At 40.6% G+C, this 13,806-nt stretch carries 19 protein-coding genes and 1 pseudogene; 7 read left to right on the forward strand and 13 right to left on the reverse strand.

Features of this window, described 5'->3' with window-relative positions; all coding sequences use genetic code 11:
• Positions 1 to 58 precede the first annotated feature (58 nt).
• The 9 genes from HC246_RS07555 to HC246_RS07595 all read right to left on the reverse strand — a co-directional run bounded on the left by HC246_RS07555 (position 59) and on the right by HC246_RS07595 (position 5,730).
• A complete protein-coding gene (locus tag HC246_RS07555) occupies positions 59 to 526 on the reverse strand; it encodes a DUF192 domain-containing protein (RefSeq protein WP_169362181.1) in 468 nt (155 codons plus the stop codon).
• Positions 526 to 1,404: an ATP-binding protein gene (locus tag HC246_RS07560; RefSeq protein WP_169362180.1), complete on the reverse strand. Its 879-nt coding sequence runs from the start codon at positions 1,402 to 1,404 to the stop codon at positions 526 to 528. The genes HC246_RS07555 and HC246_RS07560 overlap by 1 nt, the downstream gene beginning before the upstream one ends.
• A 260-nt stretch (positions 1,405 to 1,664) precedes the next feature.
• Positions 1,665 to 1,964, reverse strand: coding sequence for a hypothetical protein (locus tag HC246_RS07565; protein WP_169362179.1), 300 nt, complete (start codon positions 1,962 to 1,964; stop codon positions 1,665 to 1,667).
• A complete protein-coding gene (locus HC246_RS07570) occupies positions 1,961 to 2,956 on the reverse strand; it encodes a hypothetical protein (protein WP_169362852.1) in 996 nt (331 codons plus the stop codon). Before HC246_RS07570 ends, HC246_RS07565 begins: the two co-directional genes overlap by 4 nt.
• Before the next feature lie 76 nt (positions 2,957 to 3,032).
• Positions 3,033 to 3,293 carry a hypothetical protein gene (locus HC246_RS07575; protein WP_169362177.1) on the reverse strand — a complete coding sequence of 87 codons (261 nt, stop codon included), beginning with the start codon at positions 3,291 to 3,293 and terminating at the stop codon, positions 3,033 to 3,035.
• 20 nt (positions 3,294 to 3,313) lie between these two features.
• On the reverse strand, positions 3,314 to 3,469 hold the full coding sequence (locus HC246_RS07580; protein WP_169362176.1) for a hypothetical protein: 156 nt from the start codon (positions 3,467 to 3,469) through the stop codon (positions 3,314 to 3,316).
• A complete protein-coding gene (locus tag HC246_RS07585; RefSeq protein WP_169362853.1) occupies positions 3,466 to 3,774 on the reverse strand; it encodes a hypothetical protein in 309 nt (102 codons plus the stop codon). The genes HC246_RS07580 and HC246_RS07585 overlap by 4 nt, the downstream gene beginning before the upstream one ends.
• Positions 3,775 to 4,039: 265 nt before the next feature.
• Positions 4,040 to 4,375 carry a hypothetical protein gene (locus tag HC246_RS07590; protein ID WP_169362854.1) on the reverse strand — a complete coding sequence of 112 codons (336 nt, stop codon included), beginning with the start codon at positions 4,373 to 4,375 and terminating at the stop codon, positions 4,040 to 4,042.
• A 293-nt stretch (positions 4,376 to 4,668) separates the two neighbouring features.
• A complete protein-coding gene (locus HC246_RS07595) occupies positions 4,669 to 5,730 on the reverse strand; it encodes a replication initiation factor domain-containing protein (RefSeq protein ID WP_169362855.1) in 1,062 nt (353 codons plus the stop codon).
• A gap of 263 nt (positions 5,731 to 5,993) precedes the next feature.
• Between HC246_RS07595 and HC246_RS07600 the strand changes: the two genes are divergently transcribed.
• Positions 5,994 to 6,137 (forward strand): hypothetical protein, encoded by a 144-nt coding sequence (locus tag HC246_RS07600; protein WP_169362856.1) that lies wholly within the window; start codon positions 5,994 to 5,996, stop codon positions 6,135 to 6,137.
• A gap of 606 nt (positions 6,138 to 6,743) precedes the next feature.
• On the forward strand, positions 6,744 to 6,971 hold the full coding sequence (locus tag HC246_RS07605; protein ID WP_169362172.1) for a hypothetical protein: 228 nt from the start codon (positions 6,744 to 6,746) through the stop codon (positions 6,969 to 6,971).
• A 309-nt stretch (positions 6,972 to 7,280) separates the two neighbouring features.
• Here HC246_RS07605 and HC246_RS07610 read toward each other — a convergent pair whose 3' ends face one another.
• Together HC246_RS07610 and HC246_RS07615 are read right to left on the reverse strand one after the other, a co-directional pair.
• Positions 7,281 to 7,544, reverse strand: a complete 264-nt coding sequence (locus tag HC246_RS07610; RefSeq protein WP_169362171.1) for a hypothetical protein — start codon at positions 7,542 to 7,544, stop codon at positions 7,281 to 7,283.
• Between the two features lie 6 nt (positions 7,545 to 7,550).
• Positions 7,551 to 7,799 (reverse strand): helix-turn-helix transcriptional regulator, encoded by a 249-nt coding sequence (locus HC246_RS07615; protein ID WP_169362857.1) that lies wholly within the window; start codon positions 7,797 to 7,799, stop codon positions 7,551 to 7,553.
• Between the two features lie 226 nt (positions 7,800 to 8,025).
• Between HC246_RS07615 and HC246_RS07620 the strand changes: the two genes are divergently transcribed.
• The 4 genes and pseudogenes from HC246_RS07620 (at position 8,026) to HC246_RS07635 (ending at position 10,125) form a co-directional block, all read left to right on the forward strand.
• The gene (locus tag HC246_RS07620) at positions 8,026 to 8,214 is read left to right on the forward strand and encodes a hypothetical protein (protein WP_169362858.1); all 189 of its coding nucleotides are present in this window, start codon (positions 8,026 to 8,028) and stop codon (positions 8,212 to 8,214) included.
• 2 nt (positions 8,215 to 8,216) lie between these two features.
• Positions 8,217 to 8,393, forward strand: a complete 177-nt coding sequence (locus HC246_RS07625) for a hypothetical protein (RefSeq protein WP_169362859.1) — start codon at positions 8,217 to 8,219, stop codon at positions 8,391 to 8,393.
• Between the two features lie 20 nt (positions 8,394 to 8,413).
• Entirely contained in the window at positions 8,414 to 8,716 is a 303-nt protein-coding gene (locus HC246_RS07630; protein ID WP_169362860.1) for a hypothetical protein, read from the forward strand.
• Positions 8,717 to 8,965: 249 nt separating this feature from the next.
• Positions 8,966 to 10,125, forward strand: a pseudogene (locus HC246_RS07635) (IS110 family transposase).
• Between the two features lie 117 nt (positions 10,126 to 10,242).
• Here HC246_RS07635 and fabD read toward each other — a convergent pair.
• Complete coding sequence (gene fabD, locus HC246_RS07640) at positions 10,243 to 11,124, reverse strand: ACP S-malonyltransferase (protein WP_169362861.1); 882 nt, start codon at positions 11,122 to 11,124, stop codon at positions 10,243 to 10,245.
• A gap of 392 nt (positions 11,125 to 11,516) precedes the next feature.
• Positions 11,517 to 12,524, reverse strand: a complete 1,008-nt coding sequence (locus HC246_RS07645; protein WP_169362862.1) for a diguanylate cyclase domain-containing protein — start codon at positions 12,522 to 12,524, stop codon at positions 11,517 to 11,519.
• Between the two features lie 361 nt (positions 12,525 to 12,885).
• On the opposite strand from HC246_RS07645, the gene HC246_RS07650 reads away from it, so the two are divergent.
• The gene (locus HC246_RS07650) at positions 12,886 to 13,632 is read left to right on the forward strand and encodes a carbon dioxide-concentrating mechanism protein (RefSeq protein ID WP_225902930.1); all 747 of its coding nucleotides are present in this window, start codon (positions 12,886 to 12,888) and stop codon (positions 13,630 to 13,632) included.
• Positions 13,633 to 13,806: the final 174 nt, after the last annotated feature.

The raw sequence follows: 13,806 nt of genomic DNA on the forward strand, positions 1-13,806 counted from the left end.
GATTTTTAACTAAGAAGAAGCGGCGCTGAAGCGCCGCTTATTTGTGTGTAGTTAAAAATTAAAGGGATAAAGAATTACCTGTCTGTAAACCTAGCTTATTTGCTAGTCCTGCTCTAATCTCTAGTACTTTATCTACAAATATAGGCTGACTAGGATAAACAGGGCATGTAGGCAATTTACAAGGCTGAACATCATTGGCTATAAAAAGTACTTTGCCTTGGTTGAGAAAAATAATGTCAAGGGGAGCGATAGTATTTTTCATCCAGAAAGTTACTGGTCTAGGTGGATTAAAGACAAAAAGCATACCTCGGTTATCTGGTAAGGCTTCTCTAGACATTAAACCTTTTGATAGCTGCTCTTCAGTAGATGCTACTTCTAAGTCAATTTTATGATCGGAAATAGTTACTGATGATGATATGGGCAAAAACTGAGGGGGAACTGTTGGAAGTGGTTGCGGAAGATGAGGGGCGCAGGATACAAGGGATATGGACAACAAGGCAACGGGAACAATTTTAGAGGAGTACATCAGTTATTTACCTTTCGCACAGATATAAATTTGGCAACAGTGGGGGGACTCTGGACAGATCGGGAAGGTGAGAGGGGTACAAAAAGGTGAGTAACATTTGAAGTAGGTACAGCAATGGCTTTTGAACTATCAAAACAGGCAAATAACAGGGTAAATCTATCACTGTTTACTAGTAGATAATCCCGTACTTTAGGGATATCCCAGTTACGAGGGATAAGAAAAAAAAGAAAAATAAGCTTACGAAGTTCTGCCAGTAACCAAGCGAGAGGGGGAAGGTCAATGCCGTAGTTAAGTGCTGCAAGCTTAGGCTTAATAGGATGATGTCTAAAAGGTAGATCAGTTTCATATTGCTCGAATCTTCTTCGATTAAAGTGGTATCTAGACCTAAATAACAATTGAGGAAGGTTTAACTTTTTGCTGTATTTTGTCTCAGCAAAGCAAAATACAAAGTGTTGAGTTTGTTCTCTAAAGGTTTTGTCAATTTGCTCTACATATTGATATGTAAGTATCAAATGTATGTTTAGTTTCCTTAGCTGAGATAACTTTAAAAGAAAGTCTTTTGTAGTGCTTTTCCAAAATCTGGCATGAAATAGGCTGCCAGCTTCATCACAGATTACTACTGAGTTACGGAAGTCTAGTAAAGATGAGGGTTCAAGGTTGCCATAGTAATAAAATGGTCTATGTTCTAATAACCAGTTCAAACCTTGAGAACGACAATAAACGATAAGTGCTTCATAGTTAAGAAGCATATTTGTAGCTATTCGCTTATGGTATTTGTTGGCAAGATATAGACCAAGTTCTAAGGAGTATAAGGATTTACCTGAACCAAATTCACCAATGATTGCTGTAAGGTTTGGTACTTGTAGTTCTTTAGCCATTAATTTCTTAATTAATCGTTATACCATCTACATTTTTCATCAATACACCAGCTAGGAAATACCTTATTAGAGCAGTGTTCAAAATTACCACAAAGACAATCAGATGGAGACATCGGTACATAAGGCTTGAAATATTCCCGAGCATATTGAGGGAAAGTCCAAAAATAAAGAAAAATATTGCGAGAAACAAAATAAATGCGATAAACAAAAAGAGGAAATATCAAACGAATAGATAAAAAACGCATAATTTTATTCACCATCTATACAAAGGGTAAAAGTTTCCAAATTTTGAAAATCATCAATAATGAAATCATGCCTAAAACGCCGTTGATAACCTCTACCAATACCTCACCACCTATCATTGGGTATGATTGCTGAAATGATGTAACCCAAGAAGCTATGGTCATTCCTTGCGGTGTGTCTGGAAATACTCCTTTAACAAGGTCAATCAACATGATCATGAAGGTGTTAACTGCACCATTTGGATCGATGATGCAAGCCAATATCAAAAAGAAGATTATGGCGAAGGTGGCAAACCACCAATCTGCTAAAAAGCTCATAAGTTTACAAAGCAGTAAATTGCAAAGTTAGTCCAAACTATCCATTTGATAACGCGAACAATATCCCTAATAAAACAAAGCTGAGCAGATGTGCCCCAACTTGTAATAACTGGACAAGCCATCTGAGTATTACTTGCAGGTAGTGGCGCAAACATGCCAAAGGGGAATTTGTTACCAAATCCTTGAGCACTTACTGCATAAGCCAAAAAGTTAGTACGGGAAAATACAAAACCCGGATTTTGTGGTGTAGTAGGTGCTTTAGTTGGATCTGCTGCATCGGCGGCGGCGGCGGCGGCAGCGGCGGCGGCTCCATTGGCTTTATCTTTATCTGCCTGTGTTGCAGCAGGATTACCATTTACAAGTCCTGCTGCACCTGCGGCTGCGGCGGCTGCGGTTTGTGCACCTGCTACATCTTTCTTATTTGCAAAGTCCCGGGCAGCAGCGGCGGCGGCGGCGGCGGCTTCTGCATATATCTGAGGATCTGTTAAACCTTGCGCGGCAGATTGGGGAGTAGCTGGAGATGCTGTACAGGAGGGAGAGGGAGCCATATAACAACCTGAAGGATCTAACCGAGCACAAAAAGCTAATCCAACAGGGTCTGTTGCTGAGGGAAAAGAACCCGAACCCATCCAAGGAACTCCAGAAAAGGCAGGAACAGGATACCAAACTGTACAGGATGAATAATCCGCAGGAGCTTGGGACATTGCCTGATTTTGGAGGTTCTGCATAGCCTGAGAACCTAAGTAACCTAAAGCTGCAACACCACCCGCAATAGTAATTGCTTCTTTACTAGGAAGAGTTCCAGCAAAAAAAGGATTTGTAGGATTTGGATTAACAATTGCACCACGAACGGCGCTAGCAGCATTAGAGGGAGAAATTAAACCATCTCTAACACAACTCTGAGCATTTGCTGCATTAGTAAAACAACCATTCAAAGAAGTTTGAGAGTAAACAGGTTCTAAAAACTGTAGTAATAAAAAAAGTACTCCCATCACTACAGCTGTGGCTCTTCGTTTCAAGGAGTACTTTGTCATAAAGTTTTAGTTGGATACGGTGTAGGTGTTAACTCTACGAATAGAGGTAGCGTTTAAATAGCAATGCGGCAGCGGCAAAGACTACGGCAGCTACGGCAATAGGCTGAATTACTCCAACCAATGTACCGATGGCGGCGGCATCAGTGTTCATCTGGGTGATCGCTGTTGATGCGGTGGACTGTGCATTACTTGGTTCACCAAATAAGGTGATTGCACCACCTGCTGTAGATGCACCTGCTCCTAAGAGAATTAGGCGATTGGTTTTAAATTGTTTTTCGGTCAATTTTGTGTCCATAGATTTAGACTTTCCTTTTTCTATTGATAAAGTGAACGGATTACTCTGGAGATTAACCAGAGGATGCCTTGCATTCCAAAGACCACTACTGCAAAGCCGACTGCCCACTGAACGGCGATTTGGGCATTTGCTGCAATGTTAAATTGCACTGTTGAGATGATTAGCGAGGTAATCATTTTTTTAATGAGTTTAGATATTTGATAACTAAGGTCACTCCTAGGTAAACTAAGGCTAGTACTACTGATTGCACGAATCCTTCCTGTAACTTTCCATAAAAGGAAGCATCCATATAATTAGGAAGAGTCGCTATAATGCCACCACTTGGTACTGAAAAATTTGGATAGACTAAGGTAGGAGAAGAACCATTTATAACAATATTGTTAGCCCGACATTTAAAGTCTGAATCAAGATTGCCAATTGGACAGTCACTAGGGGAGGTTCCAGTAGTAGGGTTAGACTGAGCTATTAGAGTACGTTCCATATTAATAACCAGCTAGCATTTTAGTTATTACCCAACAAACAGAATGGAACATTAATGCCCATATTGCCCACATGAGGCATTCTGCTAAGGCTGGATGTATGTCTATATAGGTCATGGTCTGGATTAATACTTGAAGTATCTTCTAAATAGCAATATGCCCCACAATGTCGGATACATCTTTGCTCCAATATCTATCGACCATTTACACAGGGTTATAATCTGTGTATATATCTCAGCGCTTGGTGATGGATCCATAGTTGACCTGCTAGGCTTTCGCCTGTTCTTTTGCAAACAAAGATGGAAAATCTAACTCAACAGGTCGAATAAGTTTCGCGCCAACAAATATCTGATCAACCCCACCACCGCGCTGAATAGATCGCGGCACATAGCCAAATTCAATGTCATAAATGGCAGGCTTATCAAAAGCATTCCTCATATCAAAAGGAATTCGCATTTCAATAGGTGTCCATCCACTACGAATACTACCCCCAGATGAAGAGGCTTTTGAAAGATAAATAAAGGATGCGCCCTGCTTGCGCTCTCCTGTATCTTGCTTAACGTAATCGTAGTATGAAGACCCTATACAGGTTAGTAAGGTCATATATTTAATCTGAACGTTATATGTTCACTTAAGCATCCTTAAATTGAGAACTCAATAACGTCCGACGTATGAAAGGTTTATCTATGGTTATTATTAGATTGATTGATAGTATTCAATAGTTCAGAGACATACTGTAGCTGTTCTGATGTGATGCGAAATTGATAGGGTATTGTGTGAATTGGGGGCACTTTAACTTTACATAGTGCTGATTCTGGCTTATGTGGAAATCGATAAGCTTTACAATCACATACCAATTCTCGGTTTACTCTAACTGAGAAATATACTGACATTTTTTAAAATGGTGTTAGTGGTGGCAATGGACGAGGATCTATGTATCGGTCATATAGTCTTAATGCTTCGTTGATTGCGCCGCGGTGAACTGATTTCATTCTTTGCCGTCCTGATGCAATTCTTTCTTTTAGCCAGTCGTCAAAGTTGCAAGTTATGCGATCGCAAAATTCTTCAACTACTGCTAATGTCGTTTCAACTTGATGCTCTATCCAGTTCATGGATGCTTCAATTGTTGGCTTTGCTCGCCGACATAGTAGGTGGACTGGGTGCGCTTCAAGTCTTGTAATGAAGGCATTCCACCACAGAAGCTGTATGTCATTGTCTCGAAAGTCGATGGCGGATACTACTAAGTTTGCGATCGCTTTTGCAAAACTCTCGGCGGAGAGTAAATAGTCAAGAACGTTTTTGGTGTAGTCGTCTTTATATTCGACTTCTAGTCGGTAAGCATCAATCTCGCCTTTGCTTTCTACGGATTTGTTGTAGAAGCGGGTTAGTTTGTTGCCGTTGCGACGACCCATGTAAACGGTGAAGCCTTGCTCTTCTTCTGAGTCAGAACTCTCGAAGTTTTCAATGAAGCTCATCTTGCGGAATCCGTGATGATGTCCTCTTTGATAGGCGGTTTTGAAATATTGGGGCTTTAATGATTTGCTGTAGTCGTCAATTGCTAGGTCAATTCTGGTAAATCTTGTTTCTAGGGTGATTAGAAATAGGAGGAATTGGCGCAGGTTGTCGAAGTTTGCGCCGATCAGTGTTTTTCCTGTGAGACTTAGCCAACAGTCTAGTTTATTGTCGTCGTCAATATTCCAGCCGAGGATTGAGCCTCTTATGGTGCGGATTGAGTGGGTGAAGTGTCTACCTTTATAGAGGGGACGATCATCGTCTCTTATCCATTCGTCGCTACAAATATCGGTTACTAAACTTAGAAAGTATTCAAACTCTCCATAGTCAGAGAGTTTGAAACATCCTTGGAGCCAGTCCAAGACGGCTGTAAATTGGTTCTCCATAGCTGGAGCTTCTGAGAGAACCGACCCCGTATTACCTAACGGGGTTTCATAAATTTCCATCAGCAGTCCTTATTCAGTTTTAGATTGAGTGATATCCGTTTATATCAATTTCAGTTATGGATTGATATCCTTATCAGAATTACTGATAAGCTAAAATTGCTAAAATTTCCTAACTACCTATAAACAATACTTATGATTCGCGGAGCGTGCATTGCTTTAACTTGCCTCTTTATTGGTGGTTTCTTTGGATACCAGTTTGCATCAACAGAAATTAATAGAAAGTTGTCAGAGATTGAAAGAAAAAGCTCAGGAGGAAAATAGTAATGATTGCTAAAGGATTTACAATCGGTCTTATCTGCCTTGTATTGGGAGGAGTGATCGGGTTCAAGGTTAAGTACCTTGAAGTACAGACGGAAGCCAAAGGAATAATGCAAGGAATTGAAATGGGAAAAAGTCTAAATAATTGATTTTGATGAAATGGCGTAGATTGTTCTGCTTAGTTACATAACCCGACGCTCATACGCCGCGAGGCTCAGAAACAACGGTTGCTCGAACAGATTTTTTGCTTTCTCTTCTCCTAAAGCGCACAGATCGGCGAGTCGCACCGCAAAAAATAACTCGCTTTTTGTTTATCGGATTTTTTTGCAGCACTATGCGCTAGGCATTACCCGTCATGCAAAAAAATCCGCCTGATATACCTATATCTCTCTACGCTCCTAGCCGCGAGGCTGCATCAAAACATTTTAAGCATTCATTGCGCTATGACGCGCGACCCATGAATACTTAAAATTTTTGATGTGACTGCTTTAGTTTTTAATCCCTATTAGGGTTTTAAGGTGTTGCCAACCCCGCCCACCCACCAATACTATTCTGGCAAATGTATCAACGACAAAAATAATACAACAAGCAAAGGAAATCTTTAAAAAGGATGCTACGCGAAAGGAATTAATTTACTGGGGAATTTTTTTGCACAGAAATTCTAGTGAAAAGCAAATATTGGATAGAGTGCAAAAAAATTCGGTGCAATCGCCAGCCACGTTCCGCGAAAAAAAGTAGGAGGAACGCGATTGCACATGTCTGCAAAAAGGAAAGTGGAACAACCCACCAATACTATTCTGGCAAATGTATCAACGACAAAAATAATACAACAAGCAAAGGAAATCTTTAAAAAGGATGCTACGCGAAAGGAATTAATTTACTGGGGAATTTTTTTGCACAGAAATTCTAGTGAAAAGCAAATATTGGATAGAGTGCAAAAAAATTCGGTGCAATCGCCAGCCACGTTCCGCGAAAAAAAGTAGGAGGAACGCGATTGCACATGTCTGCAAAAAGGAAAGTGGAACAACTCACCAATACTATTCTGGCAAGTGTATCAACGACAAAAATAATACAAAATATATGTTCATCGACTCGTAATCTAATGCTGCTATATAGTCTGTAGTAAGTGTTATGTGAACTATATAATCTGGTATTCCATAATATTTTGATAGCGATCGCACCTGTGACTTCATTGATCGCCGAGCCATTTCTAATGTTACTTTTGGCTCTATTTCTATTTCTATCTCTGATTCTGGAAATATCGCTAATTGACAGTATTTCATTTAGTGTAACTAGTCTCCAATAAGACAGCAAAGGTAACCTTGTTCAGTTTTTATGCCCCAAGTAGAGCTATCTATCCAAATTCTACGATGTGGGTTGGAGCTAGTATGCATAGATATTGCTTCTAATTCTGATAATGCTAGCGTCCAGTGAACGGACATAGAACCATTAACAATAACTGGGAAATAAAATCGTTCAGAATTTACTTTGACTTCTGGCTCTATTTCTATTTCTATCTCTGATTCTGGAAATATCGCTAATTGACAGTATTTCATTTGCTTTCAGTCACCTTGCTGTGATTGGTCTATAGGTTGAGGGGCAAAACTATCTGGAAGATGATCAAGACTAGTACCAAGTAAAGAAGCAAGTTTACGCCACTCGCGAAGAGTCAACTTTGGATCAACCTTGCCAGTAAACCAAGAATTAACAGACTGACGACTGTAACCCAAAGAGTCAGCTATTTGAGCCTGAGTAACACCATTTCTAGCCATAAGTTCAGCATAAGGAGAAATTTTTTTAACTAAGTCCATATTAAACCTAAATTTACATTTTGTCTATCTAGCTTGACATTTATTCAAGCTAGCTTTAATCTGAGAAAACAAACAAAAAGCAGCGGTTAACCATATTTAGTTAAACGCCGCCCCAGTTGTATTAAGCCAATTGTCGCATATACATCACCACAGGCTAGAGACTCCCTACACCGTAGGTAGCTGTTGATTCTGAGACATTGGCTTCTAACTAAAAATTGAGGTAGTTATGACAAAACCGATCAGCTATTACTACAGTTCTCGCATCAAGCCTATGCCTGAAGATGTCGAAAATTGGCTCGAAAATCTTCCCGCTATTCACAAAGTGAAGATTGCCAAGGCTTTACTTAGCCAGATTGATGACTCTTTCAGCGCACCATCCAAACCAGTAGCAGGAATTATTTACGAGGTGAATTAATCATGGCTGAGTTCCTAATCAATGAACGGTCTAGAGCTTTACTACATCTTATTGATGCCTTCAAGTTGTCTGAGTCTGAACTTAGAGATGTTTGGGATGGTATCTTCAATCGAATCTCTGAAATTGCAGAGATTGTAAGGGATGAGGAAAAAGGAAAATTTCCTAGCAAAAAACACTAACTAGTGAAGTAGTTGAAGAGATGATAGAGGATTATCCTGATTATCCAAACAGTGTATTTAAACCTATTGGTTTTGATGACCCAATGATGTATGCATGTGATATGTGTCAAGGAAGTGGATACATTGAGTCAACTGATGATACAGAAGACTGGGAATGCCCTAAATGTGGTGGAAGCGGTGTACTGAGTGAAGACTATGTAGTAAGCCAAGAGTTAGCAGATGATGAGAATGATGTAGAAGAGCTAGTTGATAGTGATGAGTTTGAAGAGTTAATGGAAGGGTATATAGCAGAGGTAGAAGAAAAAGGCGGTATACCTTTCTAAATGACTAATCAGCACCTGTCTAGTTCTGAACTAGGCAGTATGCTGATGTGTCCAAAGCATCAGCAGGTAAATGAGGGTCTAGAGAGGGAAACAAGCTGTAGAGCTTAAGAGCGTTCAAAGACCCCGTTAGCCTTATTTCGGTTTAGATTGAGTGAATCGAACCCCGATATAGTGAGGGTTCTAGGGTGATTCTTAAACCTGCCCGTAAGGGATTGGAATTTAAACACTTAGCCACAATGGAATATCTTTATGCGTATTCTTGGGATTGATATCTGCAAGGGTAGCGTTGTCGCTTGCCTTCTTACAGAGCGTCCAAATGAACCTCGACAATTTTTATTTAAGACTGAGTTCTTTAATTGCAAAGCTGATGTTACTGGTCTAAAAACTTTATTAGACCTAAAGCCTGATATAGCAGTCATGGAACCCACTGGAGTTAATTACTCTAAGTTGTGGGGAACTCATCTAGTTAGAGCTGGATGTCGTGTAATGCTTGTTTCACATAACAAGTTAGCCAGACATCGGGAACATCTAGATATGCCTGATAAATCAGATGAATCTGATGCCTTTGCTCTTGCTTGCTATTGGTGGGACTATCACGATCAACCTCGTAGATTTCTACAAGACCGGGACCAAGTATCTGCAAAGATTAGAGAAAAGGTGCTGAGATTAGGACATCTTGCGAGAGTGCAAAGTCCAATCATTAACCGAATTCGTCAAGATCTTGCTTGGCAATTCCCAGAGGTTGCTATGAGTCAAGGTGTAGTGATGTGGGAATGGTTAGCACTGGAAAAGGAAAGCAAGAGATACGACAGGATTTACAGCGAAACTGTAGGTCTAGGTATTGAAACCAGTACACACCGTCATGCTAAACGCCTGATTGATATTTGGGCTGAAGAGAGAGAAATTGAGGCGGAACTTGAAGAGTTAATGGCTGATTCTAGGTTTATTAAATATCGTCAGGTGTTTGATAAGTGGGGATTTGGTCGAAGGGTTCAAGCTATTCTTTTAAGTCAGATTTTCCCGATTGAAAGTTTCCTCGATGATGATGGTAAACCTATTATTCAATGGGGCAAGTCTCGCAGGAAAAAGGATAAACGTATTAAGCGTCATATCAGCTTGAGACGGTTTACTAAAGCTCTTGGTTGTGCTCCTACTGAAAGAAGCTCTGGTGACAAGGAGAGTAAAAAATTGTTGGCGGATCTGATGTATGCCGAGTTGCTCTATGGCAGTGGTTATTTACGAGGATTGAGCCGATAAAATACAGACCGAAAAATGATATCGGGGAAACAATAGGCAGAATCGTGGACGATATGAAACAAGGAGGTAGACCAATTAGACTTATAAGAATGACTGCGATCGCTAAAGCTACTAAACTATTATTTAAAGACCTAGTAGATATACTGGAATAAATTAAGAGGTAATTTTCATATTGTTTGAGAATTACCTCTTAAAAAATCTAGGTAATTTACTAGAGTGAACGCTCAGCATTCCCCCTCATCGTTTCAAGAGAGAGCTAAAGGGCGAATCTAAATAGCGATCACCTGCTCTAGGGTGCTGACGTTGACGAGTGCCAAGCTAGGAGCAGTCCGTTTAACAAGTCCCGTTAAGACCTTGCCTGAGCCAACTTCGATCGCACGTTCATAACCTTGCTCAGCGAGATACAAGCAAATTTCGCGCCAACGGACGGGCGAGGTCATTTGTTGGGTAAGGCGATCACGCAATACCTGACCAGCAGTCGTGGCATCATTTGGCTCAACATTAGAAATAACATGGATTTCCGCATCATTAAAGATCGTCTGTTCGAGAACTTGGGCAAACTTTGCTGCGGCATCTGCCATGAGAGGAGAATGGAATGCACCACTGACAGCAAGGGGAATGGCGCGTTTCGTTTTTACCTGTTCCACAATCGATTTGACCGCAGTTTCCGTTCCTGAGATGACAACCTGATCGGCGCTATTGTCATTGGCAAGAATTACATTTTCAGTTTGAGCGATCGCTGCTTCTAGTTGACTGCGATCGAACCCAATCAAAGCAGTCATCGCGCCGCCACTCGCCTCAGACATCAATAGCGATCGTTGCTTCACCAATTCCAACCCTGTCGCAAAATCAAATACACCCGCAGCATAGAGCGCACTATACTCACCCAAGCTATGTCCAGTCACCGCATCGGGTTTTGCGCCCTTCGATTTCAGAACATCCGCGAGAATTGTAGAGATTACATACAAACTTGGTTGGGTAAATTGCGTTTTAGAAAGTTCTGCTGCGTCAGTTTGTGCCTTTTCTAAAATTGACCAACCCAAAATTTGCTCAGCCTTAGCAAACTTGTCTTTGCCCACTTCCGCAAGATCTAAACCCATGCCTACAGCCTGAGATCCTTGCCCAGGGAATATCCATACGTTTTTTGTCATTTTTTAGTAATTTTTTTAGTAATTTTTTTAGTAGTGATCTGAGAACAAAAATTAGTGGCATAAAGTGCTACTAATTTTTCATAAAAAATAGGTTAGCTATTGATCTTCGCATATATAGCAGTCCTAAATCATTTGTAGATTTTTGGATTTGTGGAAGAGCATCTCTTCAGGATGCGCTTCCACAAACCATTTAGGATTGCTATAGATAATTCAAATAAGAACTACAGCTTCGACTTCGCTCAGCTAGCTTACACCGATGGCTGTGCGGAGTCGAAGCCCCTCTGCAAATTATTTAAAACAACTATATATAGCGAGGACATACAGCGCTTTGCACTCAAACCCCAAAATGAATAAAGGTGGCGCTAAGCGCCACCTTTATTCATTTTGGGGTTCTAACCAATTTGATAGGTTTGATTGCGCCCTAATTCTTTAGCTCGATACAGCGCATAGTCAGCCGAAGTGAGCAATACTGACGGTTGGGAATCGATTTTAGGAATTAAAGACGTTACCCCCATACTCAAGGTCACAAACTTACTAACAGCTGAATCTTCATGAGGAAGTTTCAAATCTAAGAGCTTTTGCCGAATCACTTCAGCAACTTGAATCGAACCCTCAATATCCGTATTTGGCAATACTAAAACAAACTCTTCGCCACCATACCTTGCGGCAAGATCCGCAGGACGACGCACCGATTGCTTGATCAAAAGCGAAACTTTGCGTAAACAATCATCTCCTGCAATATGCCCATAGGTATCGTTATAGTTTTTAAAAAAGTCAATATCACACATGATCAAAGACAAAGGCTGCCTCTCCCGCGCCAACCGTTGCCATTCTTGTTCAAGGTATTCATCAAAACAACGCCGATTAGCCAATTGGGTTAAGCCATCTAAGTTAACTAATCTCTCTAATTTGGCATTAGCCTCTTGGAGCAAGGTCTCAGCAATAATCCGACTATGAATTTCTTGCTTTAATCGTTCGTTCTGTTCCTGTAACTGTCTTTGTAATCTTCGTAATGTCAGTTGATTTTCGACTCTTGCCAGCACTTCCGCAATTTGGAATGGCTTGGTGATGTAGTCTACCCCCCCAACCGCAAAAGCTTGTACCTTGTCTAAAACCTCATCCCGCGCACTAATGAAAATAACGGGGATTTCACGGGTGCGATCGCTAGATTTCAAATTTTGGCAAACTTGAAATCCATTCATATTCGGCATATTGATATCCAACAGTACCAAATCAGGTAACTGTTCATTAGCATTAGCCAATGCTGTTGCCCCATCGGTGACACCATGAGCCTCATAACCTTTACGAGACAGCATAGTTAACAATAGTTGTAGATTAGGCGGTGTATCATCTACAACTAAGATGTACTCTTTCTTTTGGATGGCTTCAAGCAGTTGCATTTTGCTATCATCAGGACATCTTGGACATTTGGATCGCAATACTAAAAACTCTATCAATGTATAGTTTTGTACAAGGCTTTTGAGAAGTTCGTCAATCTATACCCTATACATTGAAACATGCAGATAATTCAATTGCTTACTCATTAATTGCTCACTAGGTTGTTTATCTACTCTTGAACTGTCCCAATTGCTAAACTTTAAACTATTTCTACCTGAAAATTTGTACAAGTGAGAGATACATTCATTACAATCTTACTTCACCATCGATTGCTATATCAGTTAAGATACACACTATAGAACGATTTTCATTTTGCTTACCACAAAATGAAAACTTAAATTTGTTTATTCCCCCTATTTTCTAATGTCTAGTAGTGCATCTCAAAGAATCGATCTCTCAGGAAGCGCTTTGGGAATGGTCTCAACTATTAGTTTCCCTGCGATTGTGGGCACTGCCGACATGATGCTCAAATCCGCAACGGTGCGATTAGTTGGTTACGAAAAAGTTGGCAATGGTTTTTGTACAGCGATTGTACGGGGACAGATTACAGATGTACGTATGGCTGTGGAGGCAGGAGCCGAAACTGCGCGAGAATTTGGACAACTAGTTTCTACGATCGTCATTCCCCGTCCATACCCTAATTTAGAGGCGATTTTACCGATTAGTAATCGACTGAGCCAGTTGACCGATGGGCGTTATAGTCGGCTTAGTAATCAGGCGATTGGACTATTGGAAACACGCGGCTTTCCTGCGATGGTGGGAGCCGCCGATTTGATGCTGAAATCAGCAGATGTCCATCTTGCTGGCTATGAAACCATTGGAGCAGGACTATGTACAGCGATTATTCGTGGCAATGTTGCGGATGTGGCGATCGCGATCGAAGCAGGTATGTATGAAGCTGAACGTATCGGTGAATTCCATACCCTGATGATTATTCCTCGTCCCCTTGATGATCTCGAAGAAACATTACCAACTTCCGAATATTGGATTGAAACCCCAGTGCCTGTAAATATTCCGATGATTGCTCTCCAAGAACAAGAAAGGGAATTAGTACAATTACCTAATTTAGAGATTGCCGAGGTTGAAACTATTTCCATAGGCGATCGCTAAAGCTTCTTCAATTTAAGTATAAGAGACCAAAATTTTCGTGGCTCAGCGAAGCTGAGCCACGAAAATTTTGGTCTCTTATTTTACTAACCGACCCTAATTAATTCCCAAGAGATATTCAAAATGCAAACATCACGTTTAATCATGCAAATAAGCCAGCTTTATATGCACTATTTA

Origin of the sequence: Pseudanabaena yagii GIHE-NHR1 (assembly GCF_012863495.1) — a bacterium.
In the GTDB taxonomy this organism is placed as follows: domain Bacteria; phylum Cyanobacteriota; class Cyanobacteriia; order Pseudanabaenales; family Pseudanabaenaceae; genus Pseudanabaena; species Pseudanabaena yagii.